Raw genomic sequence first — 15,542 nt, forward strand, 5'->3', positions numbered from 1 at the left:
CGCCGGTAGAAGATGCGGCCGTCCCTGTTGCGCGTAGCGTCGCGCTGTTCGATATGATGCTCGCGGCGCTGGTCCATGGCTTCGCGGACCTGTTGCCCGAAGCCGGTCGGCGCAAGGTCGGCCGTTTCGCCATGGACCAATCGCCGGTCCAGCCATGTCGCGCCGTCCGAACGTATCTGCCTTTGCAGATCAACCGGGGAAAGCACGCGAACGCTGGCCTGCCGGTCGCGGCCGGCATCGTAATCAGCCGCGCGGCTGACCAGATCATCTGGGATGCGCCATTGGTCGGCGTCGATGCGCTCGACGATGCCGGCCCGGCGCAGCGCCTCCAGCCGCCGGACATGGGCATCGATATAGCCCTCATAGTCGCCGCCGGGAACGCGGCCCTCGAATTTCGCCTGCTCCAGATGACGGCTCGGCCGATAGATGCCGTCCTCGGCGATGGCGGTGATGGTGCGGTCGGACGGTCGGGCTGCCGCCTCGGCCGGGCCGATCTGGACGACGCTGCCGATGCGGGCGTCCTCCAGCCGCTCGGGCGCGATGCCGGCAATGTGGTGTGTGCGGCCGTCGATCCCGTCCACCACGATTGTCAGGTTCTCGCCCAGCTCGTCGGACAGGTGCTTGTCCACGACGCGGCCGACGATGGGCGTCTCGGGCGCTCCGTCATGGATTTGGAAGCTCATGGGATCGCGTTCGCCGCCCTGCGGCCCAAGCGCCTTGTGCATGGTGCGGATAATGTCGCCCCGCTCGCCCAACTCGCGCAAGACCGGTTCCATGTCCTTGCTCAATTCCCAAACACCGGGCGCGTGCTCGGTCGCCAGCCCCATCTTCTCCAGCTTGGCGAGCCTGCGCAGGCGTAGCGTTCGCTCGAACTGCCGCCTCGGCGCTGCCGGCTCGTGGCGCAGGTCGACGAAACGGGCATCGGCTTCCTCGGCCATGGCGCGATCGATGCGGGCGAAACGGTCCTGGTCGATTTCGGCGGACAGCTTGCGGGTCTGCTCAATCTCGGTAACGGGGCCGAGTTCCAGACTGGCAAGCTCGCTGGCGCGCTCGCGCAGGCCGTTGGCGAGATAGTCGCCGTTGATGACTAGATCCCCGCCCGTATCATCGCGGCCGTTGACGATGACATGCACATGGGGATGGCCGGTGTTGTAGTGATTGACGGCAACCCAATCCAGCTTCGTGCCGAGGTCGCCTTCCACCTGTTTCATGAAATCGCGGGTGTAGGCCGTGAGGTCCGACAGCTCCGCGCCATCCTCGGGCGAGACGATGAATCTGAATTGATGGCGGTCATCCTGACCACGATCAAGGAAGGCGTCGCCATCGGCGCGGTCTTCATGCGCCGAATAGAGCTGGCCGCGTTCGCCGTCGCGCGAGGTTCCGTCACGCTGGACATAGCGCAGATGCGCGCGGGCACGGCCGCCCTTCCATGCGGCCCGGACGCTGCGCTGCTTGACGATCACGCGGCGGCTGCCCGGCTGGCGATGATGCCAGTTGCCGGATATGTTCCGGGCGCGCACGAAGCTCGCGCCCCGGCCGCGCTTCACGCCCTTGCCGCTGGCGGCCATGGCGCGAGACCGCCCCGGCGATGACGGGCGCGCGGATGACGGCATGGAAGGATCGCGTGAGGCTGCCGCCTGATGCTGGCGGGTGATCTTCCTGACCTGCGTGAAAAAGCTCTTGGTCTTGCCGGCCTTCGGCGTGTCGGATCGGATGCGGCCGGGCTTCGGACGGAAGCGGTTTTCGTCGTCGGCGCTCAAGGGCGCGACTCCAGCCCAAACCGCCGAAAAACGGCCGATCTGCGCCTATGGTGCCGCTCGAAACCCTGCAAAGCCAAGGCTTTGCGCAAAATCGCGGCACGCGGCCCCTCAAAACCATGGTGCCGGAACCGGCCACCTAACCAGTGTGCAGACAACAACAATTTCCAGAAGCGGCCCCATATGGTGCCGTCTTCTTTAATCTTGCCCTCCGCCCTTTCTGCCTTTTCTGCCTCTCCCGCCGGGAATCCTGCCGGGCGCAAACCTGCCCGACCGGATGCCGAAACCAAAGCCGCCGAGCGCGGGAACGCCCCCCTCATGGCGTTCCCCCGTCGCTGGCGCTCGCCACGAAAATGCTGCCGTCCTGCGGCTCCGCACGGGCGGGGTCGCGCGCCGGAACGGCAGTGCGGCCGTCGCCGGATTGCACCTCGGACGGCGGCGCGGCGGCAGCCCGCGTGTCGTCCGGGCGCATGACGAACAGCGGTGCCTCGCGCCAATCGGGTGGCGGTGCCGGTGGTTGCAACGGCGCATCCGATGGAGCTGCGCCGCCAAGGATCGGGGCGAGCGCGGCGACATAGGCGCGTGTCTCGGCGGGAAGCTGGCGGCCGGTCGCGCGGTGCTCGTCATAGCGGCCGGGGCCGGCGTTATAGGCCGCAAGCATCGCGCCGACATTGCCGTAGCGGTCGAACATCTCGCGCAGATAGGCCGTGCCTGCCATGATGTTGTCGCGCGGGTCATATGGATCACGGCCGAGGCCATGGCGGACGCGCAGGCCCGCCCATGTGTCGGGCATCACCTGCATCAATCCCATCGCGCCGGCCGACGAAACCGCGCGCACGTCACCCGCGCTTTCGGCGCGCAGCACGGCACGAATCCAGTGCTCGGGGATGCCGAACCGCTGCGACGCCTCGACGATGTGCGCCGCATAGGGATGGGCGGCGGCCGGGCGCTCGACAGGCACGGATTGCGCGACGGCGACGCCCGATCCGATGCAGACGGAAAGCGCGCCCGCCAGCAGTAGGACGACATAATGCCAAGCCGGCCTGTCTCCGCTTCGCCGCCAGCCTGCCAGCGTGCTCGCTGCGGTCAAGGGCAAGGCGCAAGCGCCGGCCGATGGCCGCCCCTGACCTTCGCTGCGCGCGCCGGCCGTCTGGTCGCCGAGCGGGACGAAGGAATGAGACGGCTTTTCCGCGAACAAAGGGATGCCGATCTTTGACCGGATGGCGGGCCGGACGCGCGCGGCCTTCATTCCTCGTCCTCGACTTTCCGGGGGGGCTTCCAACGCAGCGTCCAGACCGAAGGATTGTCGTTGGACTGGAACAGTTTGGCGCGGATCGGGAACGGGAAGATCGGTCCCTCCAATCGCATCGACACGAACTCGCCAGCGTTCTCGCTGGAGTCTTTCCATGCCAGGCCGGCGTCCGGGCCGTCCTCGCTATCGAGGCGCACGCGATAGTCGGGCGCGTTCTTCACGTCGCTCGGCTTGGCCGGGACGATGAACAGCTTTTCGTGGAGGCCGAACGAATGAAGCTCCCCCGCATAGCCGCTTTCGGTGCGGGTGAAGGTGCCTATCTCTGCCATGGAAATCTCCTGTGGTTGGTTCTCGGGGGGTGGTTCAGTGGGTCGGCGCGCGCCAATCGTAGCGGCCGACGCCTTCCTCATCGGTCCAGAGCGGGACCGCCCGGCCGATGACGGAAGCTGCGGGGATGGGTCCGAAATACCGGCCGTCGAGGCTGTCGCGGACTTCCCAATTCATGAGGAAAAGCTGGCCGTCACCGATGACGCGGCAGCCCTGCCAGACGGGCAGATCGCGGCCGAGGCTGTCGCGCTCCAGCGCCTCGCCCATCTCGATCCCGTCAACCGTGATCGTGCGGCCGGCGCGGCAAACCCGCTGTCCGGGCAGGCCCAAGACGCGCTTCAAGAGCGGGGCGCCGCGCGTTATATAACCGCGCTCGACCATGAAGGCGGCGAGCGGTTCGGGTGGCATGATGGCGACCAACTCGGGCACGTCGAGCGCGTCGGCCGGCTCGACCGTGTAGAAGCCGATGGGCGCGCTGGCGGTGGCGTTCCATATGAGTCTCGTCGGCGTCTCGACCGCGCTGGCAGTTGCGATGCCGAGCACCGCCAACGCCGTCACCGTGAGGGTGCGGCGGCGCGTCACGCGTCGATCCTTCGGCGATGAAGCCAAGCGGCATGTCGCTCGGGCGTGTAGGCGTGGGGCTCCAGATTGGCGGTCAAACGGTTGTGGACGTGTCGCCAATGCTCCGGCGAGGCGTCGGCCGGATCGAGGCCGAGGGCTTCCACGGCGTCGATGGCGGCAAGCCCGCGCTGCACCTTCGGCCAGCTATCGAGGCGCAACAGGATTTCGCCGCCGGGGCGGATGAAGGGCAATGTCTGGAATGGCTCGCCGCGCCCGATTGCCCGCACAACATCGAGCCGGGAAACGACCGTGCCGTGCTCGCCTTTCGCCCATCGAACGAAGGCAAAGACGCTGCCCGGCGCGAAGCCGACGACGCTGCGGCGGCGGTCGATGATCTGCTCGTAGCTCTTGCGGCCAAAGCGTATCCAGTGCTCGACCTTGCGTTTGTCGAAAGTCAGCTCGACCAATGTGGTGAAGGGCGCAGGCCCGTCCGGCAGCGGACGGCCGTGCGCGCTGCGATGGGCGCGACGGGTCATTGTGCGTCTCCGGCGATGTGCTGGTGGGGATTGCGCGCGTGCGCTGCTTCAACGGCGTGCATCATGGCTCGCCGTTTCCAGCAGAACCGGCACCACGCTTCGCCTGCGCGCGCGTCAAAGAAAAAGAGTTAGATTCTCTGTTAGATAAGTTAGCGGTCGGATTCCGCTTTTCAGGCCAAAGCGTTAGTTGCGGTTCGTGCGCCTGATCTGCCGATAGTGATGCGCCTGATGTGCCGATACCCCGTGCGCCTGATCTGCCGATGGCATTAACAGGGTTATCAACAGTGCCTGTTGACGAATTATCGGGGCGGATGCGCAGCAGCTCGCGGCCGTCCTCCCGCTCAATCTGGAGGCGGTAGCCGGGGAGTTGCTGGCGGGCCGCGATCCGGCGCAGGTCGAGCGCAAAGTCGGACGGCCGGGCGAGGCTGCCGGATTTCTGATGAAGGTGCGCGACCTCGAAAATCCAGCCGTGGCGCTGGTGCCCGGCGTGCTTTCTGGCGACGCGGTAAAGCCATCGCTCGATGCCGCCAGTCAGCCGGAAATAGGCCGGGTCGATGGTCAGGACCAGCGAACGGTCGATGACGCTGTTGTAGAACCATTCGGGCAGGACGAACTCCATGCCCTCGACGCGGCCGGCGCGCGTTGTCATTTCCTCCCACTCGTTGATCCAAGAGAATTGCCGGCGACGCCAATGCGGGCCGTTGCGGATCGTGGTTGCGATGACAGTGGATTGCAGCCGCGCCAGCGCAGCTTTCAGAAGCCGGTATTGGTGATTGCCGGTCGGGCGTCCTATTGCCCGCAACAGGTGGTAGGGCGTGAACCGGACGAAGCGCGAAGTCGTGAGGCCGTTGTTCTCGGCCGCAACGATCTGCGAGGCCGCCCATATCAGGACATCGGCGTCCCATATGGTCGCCATACCATGCTCGGGCATCCCGAACACCTGAACCTCTATGTCGGCGGCCTTGTAGAGTATCGGCTTGGTTCGCGGGGTCTTCGCCAGCGAGAAAAACGGCCGTTCCATCAAGTCGCGCTGGTCGCGCGGCGGCGCATCGCCCGTTGCGACGACGAAGGGGTCCAGGCGACTGCGCTCACTGTCCCCGGTCGGCTGCACGGGTTCGTGATCGTCCTCGCGCAGCATCTAGCACTCACCCCATTCTTCAGGGGTGAGCGGACGCGCCGGAAAGACCGTGCCGGCGGTCTTGTCGCGGGTGGATTTGCGCTGGCCCGCCGCGCTCCAGTCTTCCAGATCGCGGACGGTGTAGAGGACGCGGCCGCCGACCTTGCGATAGGTCGGGCCGGTGCCGTAGGTGCGATGTTTCTCAAGGGTGCGGATGGATATTCCGAGGAAGCGCGCGGCTTCCTTGGTGCGCAACAGGCGCGGCGGCAGGCCCGCAAGCGGGTTGGGCATGGATCACCTCCAGTCGGGAATGGGCTGCCGGGGGCGGCAGCGGACTGTGGCGAACCATGGCGAGGGATCGGCGGCGCGTAGCGTGCCGCATTTGCGCCTATGCGCTGGCGGCACCCCTTTCGGGGCGGTGCGCGGCCCATAGATGAGGAATTTCAGCGGCTCGTCGCCGGCCACGCCGAAAAGCCGGAGACATTCCCGCGCGGTTCGGTTAAGAATCGCAGCGGAGCAGACGCGCTGCTCTGGGGCGTCGAAACCCCTCACGAATGGCTGGTGCTGGCCAGAACGGCACCAACTCCTTGACCTTATGGTCGGGGAGCCTGTGGCGTATACAACAGGCTTTCCGAGCTAAAGGCCATGGGGCCGTTTCGTGACGGTTTCGAACTCCCCGATCACCAAGAGTCAGAGAGAATCGTTTGCGGGGGCGCACCGCAGACAAAGCTCTCTCGGATACGGGGAATGACTATGCGGGTTCCCGTCGAACTCGATCCCGATGTGGATGACGAAGCGCCGACCGGCGATGCCATAACCGTCTATGATGAACGGCATTTCGTGACCTATCTGCGTTTGCTGGACGCGAAAGCCGAGGGCGCGGACTGGAAGGAAGTCGCGCAGATCGTGCTGCACCGTGATCCGGCCGCCGATGAACTTCGCACCCGCCGCTGCTGGCAAAGCCATCTCGAACGCGCGCAATGGCTATCGCGTGAAGGCTACCGAAAGATTCTGGAGCAGGCGGCAGCCAATAGGGCGTGAGGTCGATGGTCGTGCCCATCAACGCTTATCGGGCTTGATCGGATAGTGGAGCAGAAGGCGATAGCCCCCGCGCATCATCTTGATGCCATGCGCGACCAGGCGGCGAGCCTTGTTCTTGCGCGGGTCGTTCTCGAAGTCCTCCTTGGTGCCTTGAAAGCCGAACAGGACTTCGGCGATGGTGCGATAGCTCTCCCCGCGCAGCCGGGCGTCAAGCGCGCGCAGGGACAGAATATGCCATTGCCGGAGCTGGGCGGGAACGGCACGAAAGTCGGGACCGGGCGCGCGGCCGTTGAGGGACCGCCAAAGACGGCGTGCGGCGTGCGCGCGCAACTCAAGAAAGGCATCCATCGGCAGCGTGATGGCGTAGAACGCGGCGGCGTCCGGCACCGCCTCGGGCAGCCAGAATTGATGCGAGACGCCATCCACCTGCCAGATGCCGTGCCAGCCATCGGCGGCGCGGCGCAGGTCAAGGCCATCGAGATGCGCCAGCGTCAATATTGGTCCGATGTCGTCGTGCTTGTGATCGACTGGTGACAACGTCACAGCTTGCGGTTGAAGGCGCGGACTCCAGATCGGCGATTGCCTGTCATGCGGCTCGTCGGGATCGCACGGGAAATCGCAGACCCCAGCGATGCGCGAACGCTTCAAGGTCGCGGGCGACCGGTTGTCCGTTCAACGCGATGGTCTGGCATTCCTGCCGATATTCGTCGTTGCGGCGCAGGTATTCCCAAGCGAAACCAGCGGCAGGGATGTGCTTTGTGTGCCCGTATGCCGCCGGAGATCGCCAATCGATGCTGAGCATGGCGTCACCTCCCCAAGCCGGGACGCTGGGCAGCGCCCGGCAAAGAGAGGTTCAAGGATCACAGGAAATATAGAAGCCGCTCAAAGCAGATACCTTGAGCGGCTAACCCGATCATTTTTGGTGTTTTCTGCTTGGCGATGGCCTGTGATTTCGCGATGCCTGCCCGTATGAGCACGGACTGGCCAGTCATGTTCTCATCTGCTGGAAAATACATGCACCTCGCCGTGTGCCGTCTCTATGGTGAACAAGTCACCGCTCATAGCTGCGTCGCGAGCCATCGCCTGCCAATCGACATAGTAGCGCAGCGCCTCGGGAATCGTGACGCTCTCGGTGGTCAATTCCTCCAAGTAGTCGGCGAGGCTCTCGAACTGACCATGATAACAGTCCTGCAAGGCGGTTTCGGCTTGGTCCATGTCGCCGACGAACTGCTCCAGCAAGCCCGCACCAAGTGTGCCATGCTCTGCGATGAAAGCGCCCATACGTGCCACACTGTCGATGCCGGCATATTCGGAGACGCTAACGCCCTCGAAACCTTCATAGTCGTGGATGGCGTATTCCTCTGCGTGCTCGATGGGAGACCGTGCGAGCATAGCCGCAATCTCGTCCCTGATCTCGTCGGCATCCTGATCCGCGTCGATCCAAGCCCCATGCAAATAGCCATTATTGTAGGCGGCAAGGCAGGCGACATAGATGCGGGGATTGCTGTCGGATATGTTTGTCATGTCTCTGATTCTCGCGTCTGAAGGTCAGCGAAGCGGAACGCCGCGCCTGACCTTCTGGCCGTCGCCGAGACTGGGTGTGCAAACGGAGAGAGGCTTCGCGGGGAACCGGCTGCACGGAGCGCGCCACGCGCGGAGGAAGCTGGGCGGAAGCCTTTCGAAGTGCGCCGAGGGCGGAGCCCTAAGTTCTAAGAATGGGCGTTATCATAGTTCAGTATTGCGCCCGCACGCTCATGCGAGGCGAATTCAACGAGGCATCACGGCGCGCAGCCGTGGGGGGCGGTGAAGGCGATGACGACAGAACGGAGCGGGTGAAGCCCCGATCCGATGACGATAATTCCCTCGCCACCAAGCAAGGCCGCCGACGCCGTACCGGCAAGGGCTTTGGCCGCGGCCGCGATTAGGCGCTTGACATCCGAACTATGTGTATATAAACTATACCCATAAGGTTTATATATGGAAATCGGAGACAGTCGTGCGTTGGGGTGTGGAAAAGCGCTTAGAGTTCATCGAGTTCCGCCTTTTCTGGGAAGGCGGGATTAATCGCGCTGATATTATCGAGCACTTCGGCGTGTCCGTTCCCCAAGCCTCAAAGGATCTCACGCTTTACGAAGAAAAGGCACCCGGAAACCTGCTCTATGACAAGAGCGCAAAGAGGTACATGGCGTCGCCGCATTTCAAGCCGGTTTTTCTCGAACCGCACGCCGATATGTATCTCGCGCAGCTGCAAACAGAGCCGTTAACCGGAATTATTGAAGACAGCTGGCTTGCTGCCGTTCCGGCGTTTGACATGATGCCGGTGCCCCACCGAAGCGTGCGTGTCGATGTCCTTCGCAAGCTTGTGGGCGCGATCCGTAGCCGCCGGGCTCTCAAGATCAAATACCAGTCGATGAACACAAGGCGCCCTGACCCCGAGTGGAGGTCGATTTCTCCGCATGCCTTTGGGCATGACGGACTGCGGTGGCATGTCCGTGCGTTCTGCCATATCGACCGGAAGTTCAAGGACTTCATTCTTTCCCGCTGCCTTGATTCAGGCGACGTCGAAGAAGCCCTCGCGACAGCTAGTTCCGACCGCTTGTGGCACGAGTTTTTCGATGTCGTACTGACTGCAAATCCTGCCCTTAGTGATAGCCAGCGTGCGGTTATTGAGCAGGACTACGAAATGGTGGGGGGCACCGTGACCGTCCCCGTTCGGAAGGCATTGCTCTACTATTTTCAGAAGCGGTTGCGATTGGATATTGCCGACAAGGTAGATCGGCCACAGGAAATCCCCGTGGTGGTCAGCAATGCGTCCGAATTCGCCTCGGCATTAGCGGAGGCGACTGCATGAAGTCGCTCAACTTTGAGATTCTCCGCCCTAACTGGCCTGAGCTTGCTGGGCTCGGCGGATTTGCTGAATCCTACGCTCACGCTGACCCTGCTAGCGCGCTTGTGAAGCTGCGTCTATTCGCAGAGAATCTGACCAAGGACATTTATCGGGATTTGCGTCTGCCGAAACCCGAACAGCCGACTTTCGTCGATCTGCTCAAGAACGATGCATTCATCGCGATTACGCCGAAGGTCGTTCTCGACAAACTTCATGCTTTGCGAATCCACGGGAACAAGGCTGCTCATGGGGAACCTGTTCATTCTCAAAGCGCTCTCTGGCTCCTGAGGGAAGCCCACGACCTCGCACGCTGGCTCTGCGTGCAATACGGGCGAGCGAGTGCGGAAGAGCTAGGTACCTTTTCCCAGCCCCAGACGCCCGATCAAACCGACGAGAGGGACCGTCGGAGGATTCTTGAGAAGCTCGCTGCCCAGGAAGCGCAGATGGATGCGCTACTTTCGGAGCTTGAGGAGACACGTTCAAAGGCAATCGCGGCGGAGAAGGAGGCTGCTGACCTCAAAGCTATTGCGCAGTCCGGACAGAAATCTGCTGATGAGCTGAATTTCAGTGAATGGGAGACGCGAACCCGTCTTATTGATAGCCTGTTGGCGAGCGCTGGTTGGGATGTCAGCGCAGGATTGAAAAGCTCTGCCCAGGTCGGAAAAGAGATTGAGCTCGACAATCAACCGACAACGAGCGGTATCGGGTACGCGGACTACGTCCTCTGGGATGAGAATGGTAATCCGTTGGCCGTGATTGAGGCCAAAAAAACAGCCGTGGATGCCGATCGCGGCCGTCATCAAGCCAGGCTCTATGCAGACAGTCTGGAAAAGAAATTTGGTCACCGTCCGGTGATCTTTTACACGAATGGATTTGATATCTGGATCTGGGATGATGCGCAGGGTTACCCGCCACGCCGGTTATTCGGATTCTATTCCAGAGACAGCCTGCAGCATCTCGCAAATTTTCAACGCCTGCAGAAGAAGCCGCTCGACAGCATCCAGATCAACGAGGACATCGTAAACCGGCTTTATCAGCTTGAGGCCATAAAGCGCGTCGCCGAACGTTTCTCGCAAAAGCATCGAAGAGCGCTGATTGTTCAGGCTACAGGCACAGGTAAGACGCGCGTCGCAATAGCTCTCACGGATCTGCTTATTCGGGCTGGGTGGGTAAAGCGCGTTCTCTTTCTGTGTGACAGAAAAGAGCTGAGAAAGCAGGCAAAGAACGCTTTCAACGACTTCCTCTCTGAACCAACGCGTATTCTCACCTCAAGCGTCCGGTCAAACGCCAGCGAGCGTGTGTTTCTGGCGACCTATCCGGCCGTTCAGAAGGTATTTCAGTCGTTTGATCCCGGCTTTTTTGACCTCATCATCGCGGATGAATCCCACCGAAGCATCTATAACGTCTACGGTGACATCTTTCATTATTTCGACTGCCATCAGATAGGGCTGACCGCGACACCGGTTGATTTCGTTACGCGCAGCACCTTCAAGCTCTTTGGTTGCGAAGGACAGCTGCCGACGTCGAACTACGATTTAGAGCAGGCTGTCGAAGAACGTTACCTAACGCCATTCGAGGTATACGAGCACACAACGCAATTTCTGCGTGAAGGCATCACTCTCGATGGACTCTCGTCCGCTCAGATTGAGGAACTAGAGGCGCAGGGGGAAGACCCTGCGCAATACGACTTTTCATCCGAACAAATCGATAAGGTGATCTACAACAAGGACACCAACAGGGCGATCCTTCGCAACCTGATGGAAAACGGCATTACCGATACGACCGGTCAAGTTCTCGGCAAGAGCATCATCTTTGCCCGCAACCATGAACACGCAATGCTGCTTCGCCAGCTCTTCGACGAAATGTACCCGCAGTACGCCGGGAAATTTTGTCAGGTTATCGACAACTACGATCCCAGAGCTGAGCAGCTCATCGACGATTTCAAAGGCGAGGGAACGAACAACGATCTGACGATTGCTATTTCAGTCGATATGCTCGATACGGGCATCGATATACCGGCAATCGTCAATCTCGTATTCGCTAGGCCGATCAAATCGCCGGTGAAGTTCTGGCAGATGATTGGACGTGGAACGCGTCTTTGCCCTGACTTATTCGGGCCGGGCAAGGATAAACGCGTTTTCCGCATATTCGATCATTGGGGCAACTTCGCTCGTTTCGAGATGGGTTACAAACCAGCGGAACCGGCGCAGGGCAAGCCGCTCGCGCAGCTTCTATTCGAGGAGCGGCTGACGCTGGCTGAAACAGCGCTCCAAAAAAGCGAACCCGCAGTCTTCGACGCGATCATCGCTTTGGTTTCTCAGGACATCAACGCACTCCCGGAAGAGTCGATCTCTGTGCGGGAAAAGTGGAAAGAAAAGCGCGCGCTTTCCAAACCTGACGTGCTCAAGGCCTTCGCTCCTGCGACCGTCGCCCGTCTCAGGCAGGAGATCGCCCCGCTGATGCAGTGGCGAAACATTCGTGGTTTGGGTGACGCTCTTGCGCTCGACCTTCTGATCGCACGTATGCAGCTCGCGGTTTTACGGGGCTCGGGAGCTCTGGCTGATTTGAAAATCGATTTGATGGACCGCCTCGCCGCGCTTCAGATGCATCTCAATCCCGTGCGTGAAAAGGCTGAGGCTATCAAGCGTGTGAAAGCGAACACGTTCTGGTCCGGCGTTAGTGTTGCGGACCTTGAACTGGCCCGGCTGGAACTCCGGGAGATCATGCATCACCGCGCAAAGGGCGGCTCCCAGGGTGTTCCGCCAAAGATTATCGACGTCACCGAAGATGCCGGTCAGGTGCAATACGCGCGCCGATCAGCCAGTCTGAAATCGGTAGACATGAGGGCCTATCATCAAATCGTGGAATCTGAGCTCAAGAAGCATTTCGATAGCAATCCGGTGCTCAGAAAGATCCGGGCAGGGCATACGGTATCGGACAAGGAGATCGATGCTCTTGTATCGCTGATCCTTACCCAAAACCCGGATGTCCGGCGCGAGCATCTTGAGGAGTTTTTCAGCGAGCTGGCAGGCCCGCTTTATCTCGCCATCCGCATGATCGTGGGGATGGACCCCGAAGCGGTCCGCGAAAAGTTCACCGCCTTTGTGCAGTCGCATCCAAAGCTGAGCGCAAAGCAGACCCGCTTCCTGTCTCTTCTGCAGAATCACATCGCCCGGTACGGCACGATCGAGGTTGAACGTCTCTACGATGATCCATTCACCGTGATTAACGCGGATGGTCCGGACGGCGTTTTCGAACAGGAAAGCGATCTAATCGATCTAATTGAAATTGTGCGTTCTTTTGGCCCGAAAGCGGAAAAGCGCGTTGAAGAAAACCCGAACGAGAGGAATTAATGCAGTGGTCACGGGCGATCTAAAGCGGCGCGTCGATGCGCTTTGGACGGAGTTTTGGCAAGGCGGCATTACGAACCCGCTGACCGTGATCGAGCAGATCACGTTCTTAATGTATGCGCGTCTGCTCGATATTAACGAAGCGCGAGATGAGAACCGCCAGAAGCGCACGGGCAAGCCCTTCACTCACCGCTTCAAAGAGGATGAACAGGAGCTACGCTGGTCGCAGTTCCGCCATCTGGGTTCGGACCAGATGCTGCCTTTGGTGCGAGACAAGGTCTTCCCGCATTTCCGCTCGACCGTTGCCAGCGGATCAGCCTTCGCCGAGTTCATGAAAGACGCACAGTTGATGATCCAGAAGCCCGGGCTCCTGGTAAAGGCCGTCAGCATGATTCATGAGCTACCTCTGACCGAAGGCGACACGAAGGGTGATGTTTACGAGTATCTACTGAGCAAACTGACCACGGCGGGTATCAACGGGCAATTCCGCACCCCGCGCCACATCATTCGACTGATGGTCGAAATGCTCGAACCGAAACCGACAGATACGATCGGCGATCCGGCATGCGGCACTGGTGGCTTTCTAGTCGGCGTTATGGAATATCTGCTGGAGACATATACATCACCCGAAGCGGTCATTGAGGATATCGACCCCGAGACCGGTGCGGTCGCAAAGATCTTCCCTGGCGACCTACTTGAAGAGCATCGCGAGCATATCCGTCGCGGCATGTTCCACGGCTTCGACTTCGACGCCACCATGCTGCGTATCTCAGCGATGAATCTCATGCTGCATGGTGTGGACGATCCCGATATTCACTATCAAGATACCCTCAGCACCGGCTTCACCGAGAAGTTTCCTAAACAAGCGAGCGAGGGCTTCAACGTCGTCCTCGCCAATCCGCCCTTCAAGGGGCAGCTTGACTTCGAAGACGTCCACTCCGGACTACTGCGGCAGGTTAAGACCAAGAAAACCGAGCTCCTCTTCCTCGCGCTGATCCTGCGCATGCTCAATACCGGCGGCCGGTCGGCGACCATCGTTCCCGATGGTGTGCTGTTCGGCTCCTCCGGTGCGCACCTCCAGCTGCGTCAGCTCCTGGTCGATCAGAACCAGTTGGAGGCGGTTATTTCGCTGCCGAGCGGCGTGTTCAGGCCTTACGCGGGCGTTTCTACCGGCATCCTCGTCTTCACCAAAGGCGGGCGCACCGATAACGTCTTCTTCTACGACGTCGAGGCGGATGGCCTCTCCCTTGACGATAAGCGGGAGCCTGTGTCCGAGAACGATCTGCCGGATTGCCTTACCCGCTGGCGCTCCCGCAACCCGGCAACGGATACAGACCGGACCTCGAAGGCTTTCTTTGTTTCGGCAGAGGAGATCAAGGAGGCTGGCTATGATCTCTCTCTCAGCCGGTACAAGGAGCGCGTCTACAAACAGGAGTTTTATGATCCGCCCCATGTGATCCTTGGTCGGATGAAGTCACTCAACGATGAGATTCTGGATGATCTCGCCGACCTTGAGGAGATGCTCGGATGACCACGACTGTGCCCCTGGGGGAAGTTGTCGAAATTCGCGGCGGGGGTACACCTAGCCGATCAGTTTCTGATTATTGGGACGGGCCTATCCCGTGGGCCACTGTCAAAGACTTCAAGTCAACCGTTCTGGAAAAGACCCAGGAGAGCATTACTACAGAAGGAGTGGCTAACTCGGCTACTAATGTCGTGCCGGCCGGCGCGGTCATCGTGCCAACAAGAATGGCTGTTGGAAAAGCGGCGATCAACTCGATTGATTTGGCAATCAATCAAGACCTTAAGGCACTTATACCGAAGGAATGTGTAGATCGCAGATTCCTACTTCACTTTTTGCTGTCGAAAGCTGCGTTCCTCGAAGGTCGCGCACAGGGAGCGACAGTGAAGGGGATCAAACTCGATCTGCTTCGCTCGCTTGAGTTTCCGCGCTTGGGCATTGAAGAACAAAGGCTTATCGCTTCGGTTCTCGACAAAGCTGACGGCATCCAGCGGAAACGGGCAGACTTCTGCGAAGCAATACATGCGTTTTTGAAGTCCGCCTATGTACATATTGTCGGACACCTCAATCCAAGCCATGGCGACTGGGCACCATTCACCATTGAGGCGCTTGCTGAGCAGCGCAAAGGTGCGATCCGCTCAGGTCCATTTGGAAGTGCTCTGCGCCACGGCGAATTCGTGGATGAGGGCATCGCCGTCCTCGGCATCGACAATGCGGTTCAGAACAAGTTCGCTTGGGCAGAGCGACGTTTCATTACGCCGTCCAAATACCAGGAATTGCGTCGCTACAAAGTTTTCCCGGGCGATGTGATCATCACGATCATGGGCACCACCGGCCGCTCGGCCGTCGTGCCAGAAGACATACCGGAAGCGATTACGACCAAGCACCTCGCGACGATTACTTGCAACAAGGAACTGATCCACCCGGAAGTTCTCTCGTTCGCGATCCATTCCGATCCGCTGATCATCCGCCAGATCAAATCCTTCAACAAGGGTGCGATCATGGACGGCCTAAACCTGGGGACCATCCGGAGGCTCGAAATCAGCTTGCCTCCGATGGATGAGCAGCTTCGGTTCGTGGCGATGCTCCGGAAAGCACGAGCAATCTACGCGGCATCAGAGACGCCAGACGGCTCTGGGGAGGACCTTTTTCAATCGCTTTCGCAGCGCGCCTTCCGTGGCGAGCTTTGAGG

The 15,542-nt window shown here is 60.5% G+C and carries 15 protein-coding genes and 1 pseudogene; 5 read left to right on the forward strand and 11 right to left on the reverse strand.

Annotated features, from left to right (window positions below):
• The 8 genes and pseudogenes from EDC31_RS18540 to EDC31_RS14625 all read right to left on the reverse strand — a co-directional run.
• The coding region (locus tag EDC31_RS18540; protein WP_408812547.1) for a DUF3363 domain-containing protein at positions 1–938 on the reverse strand (938 nt) is incomplete at its 3' end.
• A 216-nt stretch (positions 939–1,154) separates the two neighbouring features.
• A pseudogene (locus EDC31_RS18545) lies at positions 1,155–1,613 on the reverse strand (hypothetical protein); the annotation flags it as partial.
• A gap of 460 nt (positions 1,614–2,073) precedes the next feature.
• A complete protein-coding gene (locus tag EDC31_RS14600) occupies positions 2,074–3,006 on the reverse strand; it encodes a lytic transglycosylase domain-containing protein (protein WP_042061236.1) in 933 nt (310 codons plus the stop codon).
• On the reverse strand, positions 3,003–3,338 hold the full coding sequence (locus tag EDC31_RS14605) for a DUF736 domain-containing protein (RefSeq protein WP_042061235.1): 336 nt from the start codon (positions 3,336–3,338) through the stop codon (positions 3,003–3,005). The genes EDC31_RS14600 and EDC31_RS14605 overlap by 4 nt, the downstream gene beginning before the upstream one ends.
• Positions 3,339–3,372: 34 nt before the next feature.
• Positions 3,373–3,918 (reverse strand): S26 family signal peptidase, encoded by a 546-nt coding sequence (locus EDC31_RS14610; RefSeq protein ID WP_042061233.1) that lies wholly within the window; start codon positions 3,916–3,918, stop codon positions 3,373–3,375.
• Complete coding sequence (locus tag EDC31_RS14615) at positions 3,915–4,433, reverse strand: DUF2840 domain-containing protein (protein WP_042061230.1); 519 nt, start codon at positions 4,431–4,433, stop codon at positions 3,915–3,917. The genes EDC31_RS14610 and EDC31_RS14615 overlap by 4 nt, the downstream gene beginning before the upstream one ends.
• Positions 4,434–4,494: 61 nt before the next feature.
• Positions 4,495–5,571 (reverse strand): replication initiator protein A, encoded by a 1,077-nt coding sequence (locus EDC31_RS14620; protein WP_042061228.1) that lies wholly within the window; start codon positions 5,569–5,571, stop codon positions 4,495–4,497.
• Positions 5,572–5,841, reverse strand: a complete 270-nt coding sequence (locus EDC31_RS14625) for a helix-turn-helix transcriptional regulator (RefSeq protein WP_042061226.1) — start codon at positions 5,839–5,841, stop codon at positions 5,572–5,574. It lies immediately after the preceding gene.
• Between the two features lie 456 nt (positions 5,842–6,297).
• Here EDC31_RS14625 and EDC31_RS14635 point away from each other — a divergent pair, with 456 nt between their 5' ends.
• Positions 6,298–6,591: a DNA -binding domain-containing protein gene (locus EDC31_RS14635; protein WP_456304003.1), complete on the forward strand. Its 294-nt coding sequence runs from the start codon at positions 6,298–6,300 to the stop codon at positions 6,589–6,591.
• An 18-nt stretch (positions 6,592–6,609) separates the two neighbouring features.
• On the opposite strand, the gene EDC31_RS14640 is transcribed toward EDC31_RS14635, so the two are convergent.
• The 3 genes from EDC31_RS14640 to EDC31_RS14650 form a co-directional block, all read right to left on the reverse strand.
• Positions 6,610–7,086 carry a DUF2285 domain-containing protein gene (locus EDC31_RS14640; RefSeq protein WP_239641739.1) on the reverse strand — a complete coding sequence of 159 codons (477 nt, stop codon included), beginning with the start codon at positions 7,084–7,086 and terminating at the stop codon, positions 6,610–6,612.
• A 91-nt stretch (positions 7,087–7,177) separates the two neighbouring features.
• Positions 7,178–7,393: a transcriptional regulator domain-containing protein gene (locus tag EDC31_RS14645; RefSeq protein ID WP_081797828.1), complete on the reverse strand. Its 216-nt coding sequence runs from the start codon at positions 7,391–7,393 to the stop codon at positions 7,178–7,180.
• Between the two features lie 194 nt (positions 7,394–7,587).
• The gene (locus EDC31_RS14650; RefSeq protein ID WP_042061223.1) at positions 7,588–8,115 is read right to left on the reverse strand and encodes an antirestriction protein ArdA; all 528 of its coding nucleotides are present in this window, start codon (positions 8,113–8,115) and stop codon (positions 7,588–7,590) included.
• A gap of 472 nt (positions 8,116–8,587) precedes the next feature.
• On the opposite strand from EDC31_RS14650, the gene EDC31_RS14655 reads away from it, so the two are divergent.
• Genes EDC31_RS14655 through EDC31_RS14670 form a run of 4 tightly spaced genes read left to right on the forward strand, consistent with a single transcriptional unit; the run spans position 8,588 to position 15,540 of the window.
• Positions 8,588–9,442, forward strand: a complete 855-nt coding sequence (locus EDC31_RS14655) for a WYL domain-containing protein (RefSeq protein ID WP_132127137.1) — start codon at positions 8,588–8,590, stop codon at positions 9,440–9,442.
• Positions 9,439–12,831: a DEAD/DEAH box helicase family protein gene (locus tag EDC31_RS14660; protein ID WP_042061222.1), complete on the forward strand. Its 3,393-nt coding sequence runs from the start codon at positions 9,439–9,441 to the stop codon at positions 12,829–12,831. The genes EDC31_RS14655 and EDC31_RS14660 overlap by 4 nt, the downstream gene beginning before the upstream one ends.
• A 4-nt stretch (positions 12,832–12,835) precedes the next feature.
• Positions 12,836–14,359, forward strand: coding sequence for a type I restriction-modification system subunit M (locus tag EDC31_RS14665; RefSeq protein ID WP_042061220.1), 1,524 nt, complete (start codon positions 12,836–12,838; stop codon positions 14,357–14,359).
• Positions 14,356–15,540: a restriction endonuclease subunit S gene (locus tag EDC31_RS14670; RefSeq protein ID WP_042061219.1), complete on the forward strand. Its 1,185-nt coding sequence runs from the start codon at positions 14,356–14,358 to the stop codon at positions 15,538–15,540. The genes EDC31_RS14665 and EDC31_RS14670 overlap by 4 nt, the downstream gene beginning before the upstream one ends.
• Positions 15,541–15,542: the final 2 nt, after the last annotated feature.

The organism is Acidomonas methanolica, from assembly GCF_004346035.1.
Lineage (GTDB): Bacteria > Pseudomonadota > Alphaproteobacteria > Acetobacterales > Acetobacteraceae > Acidomonas > Acidomonas methanolica.

Bases quoted from the DNA above. Each gene is read 5' to 3' on its own strand.
- EDC31_RS14635 (WP_456304003.1), top strand. From the start codon at position 6,298: ATGACTATGCGGGTTCCCGTCGAACTCGATCCCGATGTGGATGACGAA.
- EDC31_RS14645 (WP_081797828.1), bottom strand. From the start codon at position 7,393: ATGCTCAGCATCGATTGGCGATCTCCGGCGGCATACGGGCACACAAAG.
- EDC31_RS14620 (WP_042061228.1), bottom strand. From the start codon at position 5,571: ATGCTGCGCGAGGACGATCACGAACCCGTGCAGCCGACCGGGGACAGT.
- EDC31_RS14605 (WP_042061235.1), bottom strand. From the start codon at position 3,338: ATGGCAGAGATAGGCACCTTCACCCGCACCGAAAGCGGCTATGCGGGG.
- EDC31_RS14600 (WP_042061236.1), bottom strand. From the start codon at position 3,006: ATGAAGGCCGCGCGCGTCCGGCCCGCCATCCGGTCAAAGATCGGCATC.
- EDC31_RS14625 (WP_042061226.1), bottom strand. From the start codon at position 5,841: ATGCCCAACCCGCTTGCGGGCCTGCCGCCGCGCCTGTTGCGCACCAAG.
- EDC31_RS14660 (WP_042061222.1), top strand. From the start codon at position 9,439: ATGAAGTCGCTCAACTTTGAGATTCTCCGCCCTAACTGGCCTGAGCTT.
- EDC31_RS14615 (WP_042061230.1), bottom strand. From the start codon at position 4,433: ATGACCCGTCGCGCCCATCGCAGCGCGCACGGCCGTCCGCTGCCGGAC.
- EDC31_RS14670 (WP_042061219.1), top strand. From the start codon at position 14,356: ATGACCACGACTGTGCCCCTGGGGGAAGTTGTCGAAATTCGCGGCGGG.
- EDC31_RS14650 (WP_042061223.1), bottom strand. From the start codon at position 8,115: ATGACAAACATATCCGACAGCAATCCCCGCATCTATGTCGCCTGCCTT.